General features: G+C 54.8%; 20 protein-coding genes and 1 riboswitch. Of the genes, 8 read left to right on the forward strand and 12 right to left on the reverse strand.

Translation table 11 applies throughout. The features are described from left to right. Positions 1-2 precede the first annotated feature (2 nt). A complete protein-coding gene (locus NF683_RS08205; protein WP_232471395.1) occupies positions 3-878 on the forward strand; it encodes a DMT family transporter in 876 nt (291 codons plus the stop codon). Here NF683_RS08205 and NF683_RS08210 read toward each other — a convergent pair. The 6 genes from NF683_RS08210 to NF683_RS08235 form a co-directional block, all read right to left on the reverse strand. Continuing rightward, positions 875-1,612, reverse strand: a complete 738-nt coding sequence (locus NF683_RS08210; protein ID WP_253921702.1) for a DODA-type extradiol aromatic ring-opening family dioxygenase — start codon at positions 1,610-1,612, stop codon at positions 875-877. The two genes, NF683_RS08205 and NF683_RS08210, sit on opposite strands and share 4 nt — an antisense overlap. Positions 1,613-1,683: 71 nt before the next feature. Further along, a complete protein-coding gene (locus NF683_RS08215) occupies positions 1,684-2,091 on the reverse strand; it encodes a DoxX family protein (protein ID WP_089040006.1) in 408 nt (135 codons plus the stop codon). Between the two features lie 91 nt (positions 2,092-2,182). Further along, entirely contained in the window at positions 2,183-3,103 is a 921-nt protein-coding gene (locus tag NF683_RS08220) for a LysR family transcriptional regulator (protein WP_253921703.1), read from the reverse strand. Next, entirely contained in the window at positions 3,100-3,714 is a 615-nt protein-coding gene (gene thiE, locus NF683_RS08225; protein ID WP_253921704.1) for a thiamine phosphate synthase, read from the reverse strand. Before thiE ends, NF683_RS08220 begins: the two co-directional genes overlap by 4 nt. Continuing rightward, the gene (gene thiM / locus NF683_RS08230; RefSeq protein WP_089040003.1) at positions 3,704-4,513 is read right to left on the reverse strand and encodes a hydroxyethylthiazole kinase; all 810 of its coding nucleotides are present in this window, start codon (positions 4,511-4,513) and stop codon (positions 3,704-3,706) included. The genes thiE and thiM overlap by 11 nt, the downstream gene beginning before the upstream one ends. 24 nt (positions 4,514-4,537) lie before the next feature. Further along, a riboswitch (TPP riboswitch) is annotated at positions 4,538-4,633 on the reverse strand. A 55-nt stretch (positions 4,634-4,688) separates the two neighbouring features. Next, entirely contained in the window at positions 4,689-5,033 is a 345-nt protein-coding gene (locus NF683_RS08235) for a hypothetical protein (protein WP_089040002.1), read from the reverse strand. A gap of 244 nt (positions 5,034-5,277) precedes the next feature. Between NF683_RS08235 and gloA the strand changes: the two genes are divergently transcribed. Next, complete coding sequence (gene gloA / locus NF683_RS08240) at positions 5,278-5,811, forward strand: lactoylglutathione lyase (protein WP_253921705.1); 534 nt, start codon at positions 5,278-5,280, stop codon at positions 5,809-5,811. Position 5,812: 1 nt separating this feature from the next. Then, positions 5,813-6,178: a DUF6164 family protein gene (locus NF683_RS08245; RefSeq protein WP_253921706.1), complete on the forward strand. Its 366-nt coding sequence runs from the start codon at positions 5,813-5,815 to the stop codon at positions 6,176-6,178. A gap of 21 nt (positions 6,179-6,199) precedes the next feature. Here the strand turns inward: NF683_RS08245 and NF683_RS08250 are convergent, their stop codons facing one another. Together NF683_RS08250 and ampC are read right to left on the reverse strand one after the other, a co-directional pair. Further along, positions 6,200-6,892 (reverse strand): cupin domain-containing protein, encoded by a 693-nt coding sequence (locus NF683_RS08250; RefSeq protein WP_253921707.1) that lies wholly within the window; start codon positions 6,890-6,892, stop codon positions 6,200-6,202. Between the two features lie 105 nt (positions 6,893-6,997). Further along, entirely contained in the window at positions 6,998-8,161 is a 1,164-nt protein-coding gene (gene ampC, locus NF683_RS08255; RefSeq protein WP_253921891.1) for a class C beta-lactamase, read from the reverse strand. 157 nt (positions 8,162-8,318) lie between these two features. On the opposite strand from ampC, the gene NF683_RS08260 reads away from it, so the two are divergent. After that, positions 8,319-9,194, forward strand: coding sequence for a LysR family transcriptional regulator (locus tag NF683_RS08260; RefSeq protein WP_253921708.1), 876 nt, complete (start codon positions 8,319-8,321; stop codon positions 9,192-9,194). A gap of 97 nt (positions 9,195-9,291) precedes the next feature. Here NF683_RS08260 and NF683_RS08265 read toward each other — a convergent pair whose 3' ends face one another. The 4 genes from NF683_RS08265 to NF683_RS08280 all read right to left on the reverse strand — a co-directional run bounded on the left by NF683_RS08265 (position 9,292) and on the right by NF683_RS08280 (position 12,581). Then, positions 9,292-10,383 carry a metal ABC transporter solute-binding protein, Zn/Mn family gene (locus NF683_RS08265; protein ID WP_253921709.1) on the reverse strand — a complete coding sequence of 364 codons (1,092 nt, stop codon included), beginning with the start codon at positions 10,381-10,383 and terminating at the stop codon, positions 9,292-9,294. A 28-nt stretch (positions 10,384-10,411) separates the two neighbouring features. Further along, positions 10,412-11,302 carry a metal ABC transporter permease gene (locus NF683_RS08270; protein WP_009723865.1) on the reverse strand — a complete coding sequence of 297 codons (891 nt, stop codon included), beginning with the start codon at positions 11,300-11,302 and terminating at the stop codon, positions 10,412-10,414. Next, positions 11,286-12,020, reverse strand: coding sequence for a metal ABC transporter ATP-binding protein (locus NF683_RS08275; protein ID WP_089039994.1), 735 nt, complete (start codon positions 12,018-12,020; stop codon positions 11,286-11,288). Before NF683_RS08275 ends, NF683_RS08270 begins: the two co-directional genes overlap by 17 nt. Positions 12,021-12,332: 312 nt before the next feature. Next, a complete protein-coding gene (locus tag NF683_RS08280; RefSeq protein ID WP_253921917.1) occupies positions 12,333-12,581 on the reverse strand; it encodes a hypothetical protein in 249 nt (82 codons plus the stop codon). A gap of 154 nt (positions 12,582-12,735) precedes the next feature. Between NF683_RS08280 and cas1f the strand changes: the two genes are divergently transcribed. From cas1f to csy2, 4 genes are all read left to right on the forward strand, one after another. Beyond that, a complete protein-coding gene (gene cas1f / locus NF683_RS08285; RefSeq protein ID WP_253921710.1) occupies positions 12,736-13,722 on the forward strand; it encodes a type I-F CRISPR-associated endonuclease Cas1f in 987 nt (328 codons plus the stop codon). Further along, a complete protein-coding gene (gene cas3f / locus NF683_RS08290) occupies positions 13,719-17,051 on the forward strand; it encodes a type I-F CRISPR-associated helicase Cas3f (protein ID WP_253921711.1) in 3,333 nt (1,110 codons plus the stop codon). The genes cas1f and cas3f overlap by 4 nt, the downstream gene beginning before the upstream one ends. 439 nt (positions 17,052-17,490) lie before the next feature. After that, positions 17,491-18,879 (forward strand): type I-F CRISPR-associated protein Csy1, encoded by a 1,389-nt coding sequence (csy1, locus tag NF683_RS08295; protein ID WP_253921712.1) that lies wholly within the window; start codon positions 17,491-17,493, stop codon positions 18,877-18,879. Then, positions 18,876-19,859, forward strand: a complete 984-nt coding sequence (csy2, locus tag NF683_RS08300; RefSeq protein WP_253921713.1) for a type I-F CRISPR-associated protein Csy2 — start codon at positions 18,876-18,878, stop codon at positions 19,857-19,859. The genes csy1 and csy2 overlap by 4 nt, the downstream gene beginning before the upstream one ends. The last annotated feature ends 12 nt before the right edge of the window (positions 19,860-19,871 follow it).

Genomic DNA, 19,871 nt, shown 5'->3' on the forward strand with positions numbered 1-19,871 from the left:
TCGTGACAACGTCGTTAAAAGGTATCCTATGCATGTGCTTAGGGGTTCTGTTCTTAGCGCTTGGTGATGCGGTATCGAAGTGGCTAGGCGAAGTCCATTCGCCGCTACAGATTATTTTCTTTCGTACGCTCGTGTCATTACCGCTCATTGCCCTGTTGGCGCATTTTGCAGGCGGGTTGCGCAAGTTGCATACCAAGCGCCCCCGTGTACACCTTCTCAGAGGATTGATTTATACCGCCACCATGGTGTTCTTTGTCTGGGGGCTAACCCTGTTACCACTCGCAGAGGCTACGGCAATCGCTTTTGTGGCGCCCTTGTTTGTAACGTTGCTTTCAGTGCCGTTGCTTGGCGAACGGATTGATCCACCCGTATTAATAGCGTCGTTAATTGGCTTTGCTGGCGTGCTGATTGTGGTTCGCCCCGGTGGCGATGCGTTCCAGCTCGGCACGCTAACCCTCTTGGGAGCAGCTTTCTTTTACGCACTGATGATGATCACTGCGCGGCGCTATGGTGCTCGGGAGCACCTGTGGGCGATGGTGTTCTACATGACGTTAGTGCCCTTTATCATCACGGCTCTGAGTTTGCCCTGGGTTTGGCAAACCCCAGAGCCCTGGCACTGGCTTGGCTTTTTGGTCTCGGGTGTTTTGGGTATTGGCGCGACCGCGTTTATTACCCTGGCATTCCGCTTTGCCCCTGCCGCGATTGCCGCTCCCTTTGATTACACCGCAATGCTGTGGGCGGTGCTGCTTGGCTGGTGGTTCTGGGGAGAGCTGCCGGATCTGTGGGTATGGGTGGGCAGTGTGCTGATTATGGGCAGCGGGTTGGCAATTGCTTACCATGACCGCCGCACGACGATGAAGCCTCGCCCAACGGCTTAAGCGAACTGATAGACATCCATTGCCAGTACGCCATGTTCAATGCTGTGGTGTAACTGAGTTGCATCACCACCTGCCCCCATGGCCACCAGCAAGGGCTGAAAGTGCTCTGGGGTTGGGTGGTTTTCCAGCGCTTTTGGAGCACTCTCCCAGTGGAGCAATGCCTGGCGATCATTGGCTGCAATGTGCTTGCTCACCCACTGGGCAAACTCATCTACCCAGGCGGGGGCGGGGCTGCCCTGGGGAAGCGTTTCATATAAGTTATGGGTCAGGCTGCCCGAGCCAATAATCAGAACCCCTTCTTTTCGCAATGCTGATAGGCGTTCGCCGAGCGTGACTAGCGCGTCATTTTCCCAGCGCACAGGTAGCGACAGGGAAACGACCGGTACATTGGCCTCCGGAAACATCAGCGAAAGTGGTACCCAGGCGCCGTGATCAAGGCCGCGCTCTACGCGTTCGGCACCCAATAACAGCGCAATTTGTTCAGCCAAATCAGGGTTGCCAGGAGCCGGATACTGGCACTCGAAAAGAGCTTGTGGAAACCCGCCAAAGTCATGAATCGTCTCTGGTTGTGCGCTAGTACTGACCTTGAGCGTAAGACTCTCCCAGTGGGCTGATACGACGACCACCGCACGAGGGGAGAGGCGCTTCCCCAGCTCGCGTAGGAAAGCGTGGGCCGGCGTTTTATTCAGCGCCAGCATGGGGGAGCCATGAGAAATATACAGGCTGGGTAGCATCTTAGTACCTCCGTTAGCCTATAGGGGGCTAATGATGCCCGCACAAGCCGAAGCCAATGCGGGCAGAGCGGTTAAGCGAATTTGCGGCTGACAACAGCGCTACCGCCACCTAGGCCTGCCTGTACCACCAGAGCAATCGTCCAGAAAATAGGGAATTCCCAGCCACCACCCGGGTTCGAGAACAGCCAGCCATTACCCAGGTGTACCGAGGCTGCACCTAACAGTACGGGGACTAGAGCAAGGCTTACCCAACGAGTATAGATGCCCAGTAAAAGTGCTAGGCCACCACCTACTTCGGCAGCAATGGTTAAGTAAGCAAGAACACCTGGTAAGCCCAGGGATTCAAAATAGCTGACAGTGCCTGGCAGGGTGAAGACAAACACCTTAAGCAAGCCGTGAGCTAAGACCATCACGCCCAAACTGATACGTAGCAAGGCGGTGGCATGGAGGGTGAGTGGTGAAGTATTAGTAGTGGTCATAGCGGTCTCTCTTAGTCGCGAGCATCACGTTGGATGCGATAGTGCCACTTTACAGATGAAAGCCACTGAGATAATCCACTGTTCTTGCACTTCACTGTTGCGATAAAGGCGACAATCCGAGCTCGATTTCCCATACTGGTGGGTCACCCCACGCCGCCGCCAACAACTCAATGAAGCGCTCTACTTTGGCAGGTAAATAGCGTCGGGCTGGGTAAAGCGCATGGATGTCTAGCAACGCCGGCGGTAAGTTCTGCAAAATCGGCACTAAGCGCCCGCTCGCAATGCTATCAGTCACTAAAAAGCTGGGCTGTTGCGCTATCCCTAAGCCTGCTTCAGCTGCATGCGTCAGCATATCGCCATTATTACTCTCTAGGGGGCCAGAAATACTGAGTAGTTGATGGCCAATCCGCCAATCGCCACTGTTTTGGCCGCTTCGGTAGCGAAGGCAGCGGTGAGATGCCAAGTCTTCACTAGTCAGCGGCGTGCCATACTGGGCGAGGTAATCAGGTGATGCGCAAAACAGCATCCGGCACTGAGTGAGCCGTCGCGCCACTAAGCTAGAGTCGGGCAGGTTGCCAATGCGAATAGCGACATCGTAGCCCTCTTCCAGCAAATCAACGCGGCGGTCGTTTAGATCCAAACGCACCTCAAGCCCTGGGTGCGTTTGCATAAACTGTGCAACCAACGGTGAAAGATAGCGTGTGCCGAAGCTCATCGGGCCATTGATACGCAGCCGCCCGTTCACCGTACTGGTACCACTGCCGATCTCTGCCGCTGCCTCGTCCAAAGCGACCAAAATGCTTTGCGCGCGAACGAGATAGCGTTCGCCTGCTTCCGTGAGGTGCAGCCGCCGGGTGGTGCGCTGAATAAGCCGAGCACCCAGTGCCTCTTCAAGCGCCATCACTTGGCGAGATACCCGCGTGCGAGAAAGGTCTAGCGCCTCGGCCGCGCGGGTATAGCTACCCAGCTCAGCGACCTTTACAAACGCCGCGATATGGTCGAACTGGGTCATTGCGCGTGGAATGCCTGTGCAGCCAGGCGGGGGTCTGGCTGGCCACAAATAGCAGAAATAACCGCAACACCGTTTGCCCCAGCGGCTTTCACTTGAGCAATGTGTTCAGCTTTTAACCCGCCAATCGCGACGCTGGGAAGTTGGCACGCATTGGCAAGCTGTGCCAGCCCATCAAAGCCAATGGGCTGGGCGTGGTCTTGTTTACTGCCAGTCGAAAACACGGGCCCTAAGCCGACGTAATTGAGCAATTCGACAGGTGCCTCCTGAAGTTGGGCTGGGGTGTTAATTGAAAGCCCGATAATGGCGTGCTGGCCGAGCGTGCTTCGCGCTGCTTGAACAGCCGTGTCGCTTTGCCCGAGATGTAAGCCATCCGCTTGGCTGGCGAACGCCACGTTCAGGCGATCATTAATGATCAGAGGGACGCCACTGCCTGCCAACATCGCTTTGAGACGCTTGGCCTGGGCGATCATGTGCTCGTCACTAGCGTGTTTATCGCGTAATTGCACCATGGTAATGCCGCCCTGCACAGCAGCTTCAACCGTTTTTTCCAGACCCATGCCAGCGCATAGACCCGCATCGGTGACTAAATAGAGTGAAAGATCAAACGGCATGCACCGCCTCCCATTGAGCAAGGGTCGAAAGGTCGTCAGGGGATAACTGATACAGCGCGTCCAATAGCGCCACTTGGAAACTGCCAGGGCCTTGAGCCTGCTCGCCTGCACGGCTTCCAGAGATGCTGAAACACGCCAAGGCGGCCAAGCTGGCCTCCAGCGGCTGCTCGTGGTTTGCGGCCACAAAGCTTGCCACCAGCGCACTCAATCCGCAGCCCAAGGTAGTCACGCGAGGCATGAGTGCGTGCCCACCTTTAAGCCGATAATGATTCGTGCCATCGGTAATGAAATCGCTCTCGCCAGTGACCGCCACCACGCAGCGATGTTGCTGTGCTAACGCAATGGCAGCGGCTGTAGCTTCTTGGGTGCTAGCAGTTGCATCGACCCCACGCCCTTGGCTGGCTAATCCGTTAAGTACTTGAATTTCTGAGGCGTTGCCACGAATAACGCTAGGCTGATAAGCCAGCAGCGTCTCACAAACACGCAGGCGAAATGCGGTAGCACCAACAGCCACAGGATCAAGCACCCACGGAATATGGTTTTCATGAGCAGTGCGCGCGGCGACTGCCATGGCATCAGCCCAAGGGGAAGAGAGGGTGCCAATATTAATCGATAGCGCGCCAGACATAGCCGTGAACTCCGCCACTTCTTCTTGAGCATGCAGCATGGCGGGGGAAGCACCTGCCGCCAATAGCAAGTTAGCGGTGCTATTCATCGCCACATAGTTGGTAATGCAATGTACCAGCGGTGTGGCAGCGCGCATATCGCGGAGATAATCGCCGAGTGGGCGTGAAGGCATAATATCCTCCCGGCTGGGAGGTGATGCAGCTGCACCACGACTCCCTACGCCGGTGTTATCCGGTTCAGGTTCAAAGGGTGCTTCTCAGCCCGTTAAGCAAGGGCGCCCCTGTCGTGATGGTACTATCCTTGGCTTAGATCAATCTGTAAAGCCTGGGCAGCGCGATGAGCAACTATCAACGAAACGAGATGCGTGTTCCGTAGGTGAGCATCTCATCAGGCGTCATCGCTTTACCCTCAACACCAATCATTTCATCGCCACACTGGTCGGCAAACGTAAGCACTCCATGCGTGAGACCCAGCTGTCCAAGGGTGTCGCGAATTTCACCGGTGCCCAAAAACGTGCTGACATGACCCTCAGCATTGGTTAAATCAGAGACACCGTTCGCGTGATGGAAGCGAACCTTATAGATACCATCCATTGATTCAACTTCCACAATCGGTGAAAAGCCATTGTGTATGGCACGGGCTAACTGCTTTAACGTTATGTGGTCACCGAGGGTCATATCAATCGCAGTCATGGAAAACTCCTGTGGACGCCTCAAAGGTGGGGCATCGCTCATGTTGCGGGAACTGCTTTTTGTAAAGTTTATGAATAATAAGTGTAGGGTTTTTGTTTAGTATTGCCAGTGCGCTTAATGTGACACTGCGTTAGTGAATCCTACATGCTTGTAAAGGCTGGTATTATGGCTCTAAAGCCCTCATGGTAAGCGGTAAGTGAGGCTCAATGGATTCAATGATCAGCATTAGCGACAGGAGAGCAAAATGAGTTTTCAAGGCGAACAACATTCCGGCGTCGCGCCCGTAGCGCCGCAAACCCAAGGGTTTCGCTTAAATCACACCATGCTGCGGGTGAAGGATCCCGAACGCGCGCTAGCGTTCTACTCCAAGGTCTTTGGAATGCAGGTGCTACGCCGATTGGATTTCGAAGAGATGCAGTTTTCGCTCTACTTCCTAGCCAATATAGAAAGCAGCGATAACGTGCCAGAAGATACTCAAGCACGCACTGCCTGGACCTTCAGTCAGAAAGGCTTGCTGGAATTGACGCATAACTGGGGCACAGAAGATCAGCAGGATTTTGCCTATCACGACGGTAACGCTGAGCCTCAAGGGTTTGGTCATATCTGCTTTAGTGTGCCTGACTTAGAAGCTGCTCAAGCATGGTTTGATGAGCATGAGGTAACGTTCATCAAGCGCGCGGACCAGGGTAAGATGAAAGACGTTATCTTTGTCAAAGATGCAGATGGCTACTGGATCGAAGTGATTCAGGCAGACCGCATGGCAGCCATGGGCGACTAATATGGCCCACTTGCTGTTTCGGCTACGCCACGTGACCGATGAAGAGGCGTTGGAAGTACGCCAGTTGCTCGATGAGCAGGGCTTTGATGTCTATGAAACCCAGGCGGGCTTTTTTCGCCTGGGTGTCGATGCCATTTGGCTGCGTAACACCGCTCAGCGCGAGGCCGCTGAAACGGCATTGGCGGCGTATCAGGAAAAGCGCCAAGCTAACGCGCGGCGAGAGCACGAAGAAGCGGTTGCCAGTGGCAATGCACCAACATTATGGCGGCGCTTCCTTGCCCACCCCGTGCAGGTCGTCCTGGTAATCGTCGCCGTGGTGCTGATCGCCCTATTAACGCTGCTGCCGTTTATTGGCTTGGTAGGCTAGATTTGTAAACAGTTTTGTAGATTAGCTGGGTAGCTTAACAGTGGCTAAGTGCCCGCGTTTTAGATAAAGCTGCACGCCTTCATTACCCGCGCGTAACTGAGGTGCCGCACCTACTGGGTAGCGGCACCAGCTGCCGGTAGCATATTCCTGCTCATCACTGAGCAGAGAGCCTTCCAGCACAAACAGCTCTAAACCACCGGCAAGCGGTGGATAAGACACCAGTGTATCGGCTTCCCAGTGCTCTAGGCTGACTCGCTCTGGGCCATACTGTTTTGAACTATAGGTGTGCAGCATTTTGTAAGTAATACCTGGCCGTCGGTCGGGCTGCCAGGGAAGCCTATGGGCAGGCACGGCCAGTTGCAAAATATCGTTTTCATCAAACTGGTGTAGCTTCACCAGAATAAGTGCGCCTTCTTCGCCTATTTGCGGGGTATGACCAGTGCCAATCGGGTTGCGTAAGTAGCTACCTGCCGGGTAACGGCCATGCTCATCGGCAAAGACACCTTCCAGCACTAAAATTTCTTCACCACCACCATGAGTATGGCGATTGAACTGGCTGTTGGGCGCGTAGCGTACCAAGCTGGTGGCTCTGGCGACTTCGTCGCCAATGCGGTCTAGCATCATGCGCTCTACACCAGCGCTGGGGGAGTCCACCCAACGGTACTGATCCGGCGTGACACTGGCAAAGTGGCTAAAATCGGCGTTTAGGCGCATGGTATTGGCTCTTTGCAGGGATGAAAATTCGCAGCAGTAGTGCAAGTCTCTCCATCCCTGGGACAAAATGCAACGCAAAAAAATACCGCCCAACGGCGGTATTGTTTAGGGTGCTTCGGCCAGGGTTGTCAGGATATGGTGTGCGGCCTGAATACGCGCCTGATTTGGGTAGTTCCGGTTTGCCAGCAGAACAATACCTAACTGCTGGCTGGGCACAAAGGCCACATAAGCGCCGAAGCCGTTGGTCGCACCGGTCTTGTTGTAGAGCGCTTCCTGTCTGGGCGGCAATGGAGGGCTCAAAGGGCTGGCAGGGTTAGCTTCCAATACCACCTCAAGCGAGTTGCCTTCCAGCAGCGAGTCGAGTGCCACCGGGTAGGCATAGCTTTCCCAGCCCAGTCCTTGGGTCATATTGCTGACCTCAAAGTACCCCGTGCGTGTGGCCGCCAAGGCTTGGCTTAGTGGCTCATTCAGCCCAGCGCCACTCATATTGGCTTCCACCAGCGTTAGTACGTCTGCAGCAGTCGATTTTAATCCGTAGGCCTGGGCATCCAGCATGCCTGGGTTCACCCGAATGGGCTCATCCTGTTTAGAGTAACCGTAGGCATAGTGCGCCTGCTGTGCCTCGGGCACCTGAAAGTAGCTATGCTTAAGCCTTAGCGGGGCGAGCAGCGCCTCCTTCATCGCCATCTCGAAGGGCTGGCCCAGGCTTTGTGCGGCGAGATAACCGAACAGGCCCAGGCTCGGGTTGGAGTAGAGCCGGTGGCTGCCAGGGGCGAATTCCGGTTGCCATTGGCGATAGTAGTCGATCATTGCCTCTTCGCTTTGAACCGACTCAGGGAACTGCAGCGGGAGCCCTCCTGCGGTATAGGTGCCGAGTTCCAGCAGGCTGATCTCATCGAAGGCGCTGCCTTCAAGTTCCGCCAGGTAGCGGCTGGCCGGGTCGGAAAGCGAGAGGGCGCCGCTAGCCTGGGCATAGCCAGCGAGCGCAGCCGTAAAAACCTTGCTGACAGAGCCGAGTTCGAAGAGCGTTTCATCGGTGACCGGAATCTCCGCTTCTTGATTGGCGAGGCCATAATTAAAGTAGTGCTGCTGGCCGTTAATGCTAAGCGCGACCGCCATTCCCGGGATGCGATGCTCGGCCATCAACGGCGCGATAGTATCGTTCACCAGCGCCTCAATGCTGGCGTTGTCCGGCTCTTCAAGCGCCCACGCTGAGCTGCTAAATAGCAGAGAAGTAGCCATGAAAAGGTGGGTTTTTGCTGCTAACATCTTACGCATACCAAAATCCTGTTGTGATTAATGCCGAGAGAAGGTGGAAAGTTCTTGCCAGACGCAAAGCCCGTGACGGTGGTAACTTACGACGCGCTGCGGCAATTCACAAACAGCGATATTTTGCATAAGCCATTAGAAAAATTTGGGGGTCAAGGTGGTGCGTCCCTACTTGCCGCTGAAGGCGCTGCGTGCCTTTGAGGCATCGGCCAGACATTTGAATTTTACGCGTGCCGCAGAAGAGCTGTGTGTGACCCAGGCGGCTGTCAGCCATCAGGTTAAGCTGCTTGAAAGTCAGCTGCAGGTGCCGCTGTTCATACGCTTGCCACGAGGGCTTATGCTGACCCAAGAGGGAGAACTGCTGCTGCCAGTGCTTAAAAGCTCGTTCGACCAGATGGCGCATACCCTGGATCAGCTCGGTGAGAGTAGCTATCGGGAAGTATTAAACGTTGGTGTGGTAGGTACCTTTGCCGTCGGCTGGTTGCTGCCAAGGCTAGAAGATTTTCAGAAAAAATACCCCTTCGTCGATTTACGGCTTTCCACCCATAACAATCGCGCGGATTTAGCTAGCGAAGGCCTTGATATTGCTATCCGCTTTGGAACGGGCGCTTGGCATGGAACCGCAGCGCAGCCACTGCTGCCAGCGTCGCTATCGGTCATGTGCACTCCCGCTATCGCTGCGCGGCTCACTACCCCCGCCGATGTATTAGGCGAGACCTGGCTGCGCTCTTATCGCGCCGACGAATGGACCGAGTGGTTATTGGCGGCAGGGCTGCCTGGCAGCTTGCCGATGACGAAAAGCATTGTGTTTGACTCTTCCATCGCTATGGTGGAAGCGGCTCTGCAAGGGGCTGGGGTAGCACTGGCGCCCCCGCTGATGTTTTCCCGACACTTGACCAGTGGCGAACTGCAACAGCCGTTCGATATCTCCGTTAGTTTGGGAGGCTACTGGCTCACTCGACTGCAGTCACGCGCAGAAACTCACGCGATGGCTGCCTTCCGAGAATGGTTAATGACAGCAACCAGCGCGTGAAGCGCAGGCTCTTTTGGTGTGACGCTGACGCCAGGCCATCCTTGGCCAAACGCCCATGTGATCGCAATGTTTGCGATAAGAGAGTTGCCATGACCGCTTAGTGAGTATGCTCGCTGTGGTCGTGGTCGTGGTCGTGGTCGTGGTCGTGGTCGTGGTCGTGGTCGTGGTCGTGGTCGTGGTCGTGGTCATCATGGCCCGGTTCAGCTAATGCTGAGTGCAGCACGTCCGCGTTATGACGCATCATGCCTAAGTAAGTGCTGGCTTCACCCTCGCTCGCCAGCGCATCGGCATACAGTGTGCCAGCAATCGGCAGACCAGTTTCTTCGGCCAGCTGATTAATGATGGCTTGGTTGGTCATGTTCTCGTGGAACAGCGCCTGCACGTTTTCCTGTTCGATGACATCCACAAGCGCGGCCATGCTGGCGCCGCTGGGGTCAGCTTCGGTAGATAGGCCGACAGGGGAAAGAAAGTTCACCCCATAAGTATTTGAGAAATAACCAAACGAATCATGGCCGGTAATCACGCTGGCCGAAGCGGGAATATCGCTCAGCAAATCACGAATTTCATGATCAGCCTCGTCTATTGTCGCTAAATAGCGCTCAGCATTTGCTTGATAACTTTCAGCATTGGCGCTGTCTGCTTCGATTAAGCCATCGCGAATATTGGTAACGTAGACCTTTGCCTGCTGTAGATCCTGCCATGCGTGAGGGTCGTCATCACCATGGTCATGGTCATGGTCATGGTCATGGTCATGCTCACTGTGATCGTGCTCGTCATGTCCGTGGCCATGGTCGTCGTGTCCATGATCGTCATGGCCGTGTTCTTCATGATCGTGTTTGGCAAAGGCGCGGGGTTGAATGCCGTTGGTTGCGGTGACCAATGCTCCCGTATAGTCGCTAGACTCAATCAAACGCTCCATCCAGCCCTCAAACAGCAGTCCGTTAAAGACCACCACATCTGCGCTGGCCAGCGCGCGGGCGTCGCCTGGGCTTGGCGAATAAACATGCGCATCGCCGTCAGGGCCGACAAGCGACGTTACGTCAACGTGCTCGCCGCCCACGTTTTCGACCATGTCAGCCAAGATAGAGAAGCTGGTCACTACCTGAACACGGTCGTTAGCCATTGCTGCAGGCAATGCCAGCATGGCCGAAACACCCACCCACCAGCGCGATGAAGAGAAAAGCGACATACAACGCTCCTTCAAAAATAACAAAGAGTTATGACGACTGTTCAAGCGCCAGCGGCGTTGTCTTACGCCGCAGCTTAGCGGCTAAGCTGTGATAGCGGCCGAACAGTGCCGACAGTAGATAACCCACCCCAGCCAGCAAAATAATGCTCGGCCCTGACGGGGTATCAAGATGAAACGAAATCAATAGCCCGCCGGTACTGGCGATCATGGCCAATACCACGGCAATACCTATCAAGCCTTCCAGCCGCTTACTCCAAAACCGCGCCGCAGTGGCAGGCAGCATCATTAAGCCCACCGCCATTAACGTGCCCAAAGTTTGGAAACCCGCGGTTAAATTCAGCACCAATAGCCCTAAAAAAACGCTATGTACCCAGCTGCTACGGCGGCTTTGCCCGCGTAAAAACAGCGGGTCTAAACACTCCACGACCAACGCGCGGAAAATGATCGCCAAAATAATCACAATCAGTGTGCTGATAGAGGCAATGAGCAGTAGCGCTGTGGAGTTAATCGCCAAAATTGAGCCGAACAGCACATGGGTTAAATCCACGCTGCTGCCACCCATCGAAATGAGTAATACTCCGGCTGCCAGCGAGATAATAAAAAAACTTGCCATAGCCGCGTCTTCCCGCTGGCCGCCCATTTTCGACACGGCACCGGCAAGTAACGCCACCATCACGCCGAACAGAACGCCCCCGGCGCTCATCACCGGTAGAGAGAACCCTGCGAGTAAAAAGCCCAGCGCCACCCCAGGCAAAATAGCGTGGGCCATCGCATCGCCAATCAGGCTCATGCCCCGTAGCACCAAAAACACGCCCAGCGGAGGGGCTGCAAGCGAAAGTGCCAAGCCACCCACGACCGCACGCCGCATAAAGCCATAATCGAAAGGCGCAACAAACCATGCATCAAGCAGTGCCAGCATGACGACCTCCCAAAGCAAACGGCACGACCTTGGCCGATGCATGTTGGTGGTTAAGCGCGCTAGGCGCGACCCAGCGACCATGGCCACCATTCAGCATTAATACTTCATCGGCTAGGTGGCTCAGATGATCCATGTCGTGCAGCACAATAATGATGGTCACGCCTTCATCAGCCATTTGGCGCAAAATACGAATCAAAATATCCACCGTATCGCTATCCACGTTGGCAAACGGCTCATCCAATAACAAAAGCTCCGCTTCCTGCATCAGCGTACGGCCAATCAACGCCCGTTGGCGCTGGCCACCGGAAAGCTCACCCAAAGGGCGGTGGGCCAAATGAGAAATACCTAGGCGCGCCATGATGTCGCGACCCTTGCGATAATGCGCCGCACAGTAGCCTTTTAACGCCCCGTGGCTTGGCCAACTGCCGGTCATCACCAACTCTTCCACGCTCATCGGAAAGGTAAGGTCCAGAGCCAGTTGCTGCGGTAACCATGCGCGGCGTGCTTTATCAACGGTGCAAATAACTTTGCCGCTAATAGGCCGCAGTTCTCCCATAATCGCCTGGATCAGCGTGCTTTTGCCCGCCCCGTTAGCGCCGATAAGCGCCGTAATAGCACCGGGTTTTATGTCACCATCGACATGCTCAAGTACCGTGCGTCCGCCTTGGGCAAGGTGCAAGTCATGCAGTTGCAGGCGTGAAAGTGAGCGCTCACTCATAGCGGCCACCCACTTGCCCACAAAACTAAACCCCATAAACCCAGCAGCGGCAGTGCCACTAGACCCAACCGCTTCGCGGCAGATAATGACATCAGCGAAAAATGACAAGGACCTTCCTTGTTATGGCGATGCATATGCTCACTCATTGAGTGTCCTCGCTAACCAATAAATAAGTTATAACATAACAATTGGCAAAACCAAAAAAGAGCCCGATATTTTACGCGCTCCTGGTGTGCTGACAATCCTGTTGCACTGACAATGTTAAATCGTGCCTCTTTAACATGACCATGGCATGCGGCGATCACTACACGGCTAATAGCGCAAAGCAGCGCCAAACTGCTGGGGTGAGACAAGCAGGGCGTACTCACCGTTCAAAGTGACAGGCCCAACCGAGAAACGAGCAGGTTGAAAACGGTTAATGGCGCTAGAGGCTTGGTTGGGTTGCGTCCCAATCTGCAGCTTATTGTAAGCCGACCAGTCAGCAGACGTTTGGGCCTGGGCTTGCAAAGACTGAGTGAGCAGCACCAGCGCGGAAGCCGCCAACACACGAAACATCGGCATAGCGAATCACCCAAATAAGAAAAGTAACGCGAAGCGTAGCACGTTGCGCCTAAGGCGCTAGCGTGGAATAGGTGTGGGCTAAGTATGACTAAGGTCAATAGCGCTTAAGCATAAAGAATGATTAGATGAGAGGCTCCTAACAAGGAGCGCTGTCATGGATGATTTCTCACCGTCAGATCTTAAAACCATCCTTCACTCCAAGCGTGCCAATCTCTACTACCTCCAGCACTGTCGGGTATTGGTGAACGGTGGCCGCGTAGAGTACGTCACCGACGAAGGCAGCAAATCCCGCTACTGGAATATCCCCATTGCCAATACCACCTCACTACTATTGGGTACGGGCACTTCGATAACACAAGCGGCCATGCGTGAACTTGCCAAAGCAGGTGTGCTGGTTGGGTTTTGCGGTGGTGGCGGCACGCCACTATTTGCTGCCAATGAAATCGATGTGGATGTCGCTTGGCTGACCCCGCAAAGCGAGTACCGGCCCACGGAGTATCTCCAATATTGGGTGCGTTTCTGGTTTGACGATGCCAAGCGTCTGGATGCCGCCAGGGCATTTCAGCAGGCACGTCTTACTCGCATTGAAGCGCTCTGGACAAATCGCGTGATGAAAGACGCTGGCTTTAGTATTGCCACTGATCACCTGCATAGCGCACTGACTCACCACCGCGAAGCGATCAACAAAGCTCCCAGCACCGTTGATTTACTTACCCTGGAAGCCCGACTCACCAAAACGCTTTTCAAGCTGGCCGTGAATGCTGTCGATTACGGTGACTTCACCCGCGCCAAGCGTGGCGCAGGCACTGACCCTGCCAACCGCTTTCTTGATCACGGCAACTACCTCGCCTATGGCCTAGCGGCGACCGCCACCTGGGTATTGGGCATTCCCCACGGACTTGCGGTACTGCACGGCAAAACCCGTCGCGGCGGGTTGGTGTTTGATGTGGCGGATCTGGTCAAAGACGCGGTGATTCTGCCCCAGGCGTTTATTTCCGCTATGCGAGGCGACGAAGAGCAGGAGTTTCGCCAAGCCTGTATCGAGCGCTTAACCCGCACCGAGTCCCTTGATTTTATGATTGATACGCTCAAGGAAGTCGCCCAGGAGCTGGGGCAAGAGTTGGGGAGTGGCGAGCAATGAACGTGCTGCTGATTTCCCAGTGCAATAAAAATGCACTCAAGCAAACTCGCCGTGTTCTCGATCAATTTGCCGAACGCCGCGGCGACCGTACCTGGCAAACACCGATTACCCAGGCAGGGTTAGATACACTGCGCAAACTGCTGCGTAAAACTGCCCGTAAAAATACCGCCGTTGCCTGTCACTGGATTCGTGGCCACGACCACAGTGAACTGATGTGGGTAGTGGGCGATGCTTCGCGGTTTAATATGCGCGGCGCCACCCCTACTAATACCACGCGGCGTAATATCTTGCGCTCGGAAGATGAAAATGACTGGCATAGCGGCCAGTTGATTCATTTGCTGGCCTCTATGGCGGCACTCTTCCACGATCTGGGGAAGGCCACGGAAGCTTTTCAACTTAGGCTGGTCGGTAAGTTAGAAGGTCGCAACCGTTATCGTCATGAGTGGGTGTCGCTTAGGTTATTGGAAGCATTCGTTGGCGATGACGATGATGAGAGCTGGCTGGCGCGGCTGCAAAATCCAACTGCATCGGACGATGACCTCTGGCTGGGTCAGCTAAAGCGAGATGGCTGGGATGGTGCGCGCGAAGAGCCATCACCGTTTCTTCATCTGCCGCCTATTGCCAAAGCGATTGGTTGGCTAATTGTCAGTCATCACCGCTTACCCGCGCAGCCTGCTTTTGATGAACAGTCCGGCGAGCAGAAGTGGTTGGGCGCCAAGACGCCTATCAATGCCGGTAATTTGCCTGTGCTTCCTAATGACATAACGGCAGCTTGGAACGAGCGCGTGGAGCTTGCGGCACAGGAAGAAATAGTACCTTATTGGACATTTCCGCATGGTTTGCCAGTCACCACTAAAGCATGGCGCGAGCGTGCTCATCGTATCTCCCGTCAGCTAAGCGTGGTGAGCTTCATAACGCCCCCACTCGATTCGCCCTATGTGATGCACTTGGCACGCATGACGTTGATGCTGGCTGATCACCATTACTCAAGTCTGACAGGCGATGGACGCTTATCGGGTAAGTGGTCTTTGCCACTGTATGCGAATACGGCAAATGTTAATGGCAAACGGCAGCTTAGCCAGCCATTGGAAGAACACTTGCTAGGAGTAACGCGCGCAACAGGGGAGATCGCTCATCGCTTGCCCGATATGGTCAAAGCGATGAGCGGTATTACTGGGCACAAAGGTTTTAAAGCACGTACTAAAAATCCTCGTTTTCGCTGGCAGGATAAAGCCTACGATCTAGCCGTTGGGCTGCGTGATAAAAGTCAGCGCCAAGGTTTTTTCGGTATCAATATGGCCTCGACGGGGTGTGGCAAGACGATTGCCAATGGGCGTATTTTTTATGGCTTGAGTGAGCCGGAAATCGGGGCACGTTTTTCGATTGCTCTTGGGTTGCGCACACTGACGCTACAAACAGGGCAAGCCTATCGTGAGCGCTTAGGACTTGGGAGCGATGATCTTGCGATCCGCGTTGGAGGAGCAGCCAGCCGTGCGCTGTTCGAACATCAACAGTCTCAAGGTGGCTCCGATTCCCGGGCTGAATTACTGGATGAGCAAAGCCACGTGCATTTTGAGGGCAATGTCGATGCGCATCCCGTCCTTAATAAGGCTGTCGCCGACCCTCGTGCCCGCTCTTTGATTTGCGCCCCCATTCTTGTTTCCACCATCGACCACTTGGTGCCTGCCACAGAAAGCCTGCGTGGCGGCCATCAGATTGCCCCAATGCTGCGCTTGATGGGCAGCGACCTTGTGCTGGATGAGCCAGACGATTTCGATATCAATGACTTGCCCGCCTTAACGCGACTGGTCTACTGGGCTGGTATGCTGGGCTCTCGGGTACTGCTTTCTTCCGCCACTCTGCCACCTGCGCTAGTGCGCGGCCTTTTCGATGCCTATCGAGAAGGCCGCAGCGAATATCAGCGCAATAGAGGGGGTCTGGGAGCCCTCGTTGAGCCGGTATGTGCCTGGTTCGACGAATATGGCTGCACTCAGGAAAGCTGCGCCGAAGGTGTGCGCTTCGATGCTGCTCATGACGCTTTTGCCCGTAAGCGCGCTGCCAAGCTGGCAGCGCAGCCGCCAATACGGCGTGGCTACCTTGTTCCTTTTTCGGCGTCTTCATCGCTGGATGCCATTGCCGAGGCTTTGGCGCAAACGGTGGTTGAGCAGGCGCTTAAACTGCATAAGGCTCACCATACGATAGACTCGCACAGCGGCAAGCGAGTAAGTTTCGGACTCGTGCGCATGGCCAATATCGCGCCTCTAGTGGCCCTTGCTCAGGCGCTCTATCGCACCGATATCCCTGAAGATTATCAGTTTCATTTGTGCGTTTATCACTCGCAATTTCCGTTGCTTCTGCGCTCCCGGCTGGAGGCCCGTCTCGACCGCGCACTGGATCGCCGCGATGAGCTTGGTGTCTTTGAACTGCCCGATATTCGCACTCGGTTAAAGGGGGACGCGAACGATCAACTATTCATCGTGCTGGGGTCGCCAGTCACCGAGGTAGGACGCGATCACGATTACGATTGGGCTATTGTTGAGCCTTCCTCCATGCGCTCAATCATTCAGCTCGCCGGGCGCGTTCGCCGCCATCGTCAAAATCCTATTAGCGAAGCCAATATCGCTTTGCTCAGCACCAACGTAAAACATCTTGAAGGAATGCGGCCTGCCTTTAGCCACCCAGGTTTCGAGACCGAACAGTACTGGCCACTGAAAACCCACGATCTCAACACCCTGCTACGGCCAGAAGAAATCGATCCTATCGACTCCCGTCCACGTTTAATGGCGTCAGAAGCGCTTGAGCACAGCGGCAAACTGGTAGATCTGGAACATGCGCGGCTAGCCTCGCTGATGGTTGAGGGAGCTGAAACGTCTAGCAAGACGCAGCGCCGTAAACGCCGTGGGGAGCCACAAAAGATCGACCTTGGCGCCTATCTTTTCTACCGGCCTACTTCGATGACGCTGGGGACGGTGGCCATGCAACACGCGCCTTTTCGTGAGGATAATGCCCAGGAGAGCGAATTTGTATTGGTACCGGATGAGGCGAAAGAGGATTACCTGTTTCGCCGCGTGGAGCGTAACGGTCGTGATGAGGAGTTCAAGGAGGTTGAAAGGGATCTCGATAGATTACCCGATGGGTTATTGGAAAATCCGCACATCACTCCCTGGAACGAGCCCGACTACATGGAAGCCCTTGCCGAACAGGCTGATGCCATGGAGATGGATATCGAGCGTTGTGCAAAGCGCTTTGGTCGCATCCGACTCAAAACCGACTATGCACCTCACGGGTGGCATTTCCATCCTGCGCTGGGATTTGTGAGAAAGAAATGAAGCAGTCAGCCCTTAAATGGGCTGACTGCTGCTGCCTGGGCGGCAGAATAAATTCCCGCCTATGGCTAGGCAGTAGTTTTCTAAGCTGCCATTGCGGCAGACCATACATTGTATATAATGTAGTCTCGCTGTGCAGTTATCTCCAAGCCTCTTATAGTTAGACAGTAGTGGTTGATTATTAAGGATCAGAGTTGTAACGTAGAAAGCGTGAGGCAGGCCAGTGCCTCACGCCAAATGAATCAATGCTGACGGGCCATGTTAGCCCCAAGCTCTCTGGGACAGTGAGGGCAGGAGGATATGCATCGTGGCTAGGCACCGCTGCAAGATAATAATCCTGTGACGGGTTTAGGCCTGTCCATATCCAAGCCCCGAGGCAGCAATGCTTCGGGGTTCATTATGCCATGCCGACGGCATGTACCCCAACTAGGGCAGAGAACTTATGTCAGAACCCCAACCTCCTGGTTCATTGCGAGAACTGATCGAACAATTTATTCAGCAGCGCTTTGTGACCAAAACAGAAAAAATGACGCAGGATGATCCTGCCTATCTCAAGCTGCAGTCGCAATTCGAGCCGCAAACGTGGCTGGCCGATGCCGCTCGGCGTGTCGGCCAGCTTCAGGTCGTTACGCATTCGCTCAAGGCGATCCATCCGGATGCCAAGGGCACCAATCTTTACGTTGAGCCCCGGTCGCTTGACCAAGGGGAGCTCGTGGGTAGCCACTGCCTCCCTGGAAATTTCCAAGGGGACGTTACGGGAAACGCTGCGGCCCTTGACGTCTATAAATTCCTGAAGCTCGAATGGCAAGGGCGTTCACTGTTAGAGCTTGCGCTCGACCATAACAGTGAATTGATCAGTGCGCTCAGCAAGGAGCGTGAAAAAGCGCAAGCATGGGTTCGGGCCTTTGCCAATATTGTTGAGCCAAAGGGAACGCCCAGCTCACATGCGCGAGGCAAGCAGGTCTACTGGCTGGTTAACGACGATCCTACTGATAATGCCAACTATCATCTACTAGCTCCGCTTTATGCCACTGCCTTGACTCACCCGTTTCATGCGCGGCTTAGTGAAGCCCGTTTTGGCGAACAAGCCAAGGCGGGGCGCAAGGCGCGCCGCGATAACGCCGCGTTTGAGGGTGGTTACAGCGACTATCTCAACTTAGCTGTGCAGAAACTTGGTGGTACCAAGCCGCAAAATATCTCTCAGCTCAATAGTGAGCGGGGTGGCCAGAACTATTTACTTGCTTCGCTACCACCGAACTGGATTTCCCGTGATGTAATCCCTCCGCTTCGCACTGAGTCGGTGCTACCTCGCTTTGGCCGACGAGCGCCGGTTCGCCAACTGATCAATGATTTGGTCAATTGGATCAAACAAAATATTAAAGAGGATGAACACCGGGCCCAGTCCGGAAAAGCGCCACGAAAGACGTATCAGGATCGGGATTTACATGACGACCTGACAGCAATGTTATCCGATGAGCTTTTGATGTTTACGTATGAGCTCCACCGTTTAGCCCCCGGCTGGTCAAAAGACAAAGAGTGCCGATTGGTGACTGCTGAATGCTATTGGCTCGACCCAGGACGAAGCGAGCTGGATCCCGATTTTGCAACCGCACGGCGGCGATCAGATTGGCATGAAGACATTTCTCATCGTGTAGCGGGATGGCTAAAGAACACGCTTACTAAGCGTATGAAGATCAGCCTGGATGATCCAGTGCATGATTTTTGGGCAGCCCAGATTGAATTTGTTTTACGCAATTTCCGCCGCCAGTTAGACGGCCTTCAAGACGCCTTGCGTGACGATGATGAAAGCCTTCAAGGAGAACCCGTATGATCAACCATCTCCTTGTGCTCCCCCGGCTGCGTATCCAGAACGCCAATGCCATCTCTAGCCCCATGACCTGGGGGTTTCCCGCCATGAGCGCTTTTATAGGTGTTCAGCAAGTGCTGGAGCGAAACCTGCCCGATGACATCAAGCTGGTATTTAACGAGATTGGCGTGGTGTGTCACTACATCGAGCCACAAGTGACCGAGGGCGGTTTCATCAAGGCGTTTCACCTGACGCGCAACCCCGTCGACAAGAGTGGTGGCACGGCCGCCATCGTCGAGGAAGGGCGCGCGCACCTGGAGGTCACCCTGTTAATTGGCGTGGAGTCGGAAGGTGACGATCTCAGTAGTGCCGAGCGTCGCGACGCTATCGCCAAGGCGTTGTTTGAGCAGGTGGCGGGTATGCGTATTGCGGGCGGCAGCGTCATGCCTGCGTTTGATGCTCAGCAGCGCAATCGCCCTGAACTGATTAGCTTTAGTGCCACTGAATCGGAGAGGGTGAAACAGTGGCGACGCCTCAAACGTCGTTTATTACCGGGCTTTGCGCTGGTGTTGCGTGATGACCTGCTTGCCGAGCATACCGCCACGCTGAAAGCGCAAGACGAAAGTGCCACTTCCCTGGACGCCTGGCTCGATCTTTCCCGGCTTAACCACGAATGCCTCGTTGAGCAAGTGAAAGACGAAAAAGATGGAAAGGAGAAAGAGGTTGTGCGGTGGAGTGTACGCCGACCCTATCGCGGCTGGCTGGTGCCTATTCCGGTCGGTTACGGCGCTATCTCCGATCAGTACGACCCCGGTGAAGTAGCCAATGCCCGCGATCCTAGCGTTCCATTTCGGTTCGTGGAAAGCCTTTACTCAATCGGCGAATGGGTTAGCCCGCACCGCTTTCAAAAGCCCGACGATCTGATGTGGTTCGTGGAGAACGACCTGGGTCGCGGCATCTATCGTCTACAAAACGACTACGCCAACACTGTTACACAAGACTAATCATTGAGGGGA

This window comes from Halomonas sp. MS1, from assembly GCF_024182575.1.
GTDB lineage: Bacteria > Pseudomonadota > Gammaproteobacteria > Pseudomonadales > Halomonadaceae > Vreelandella.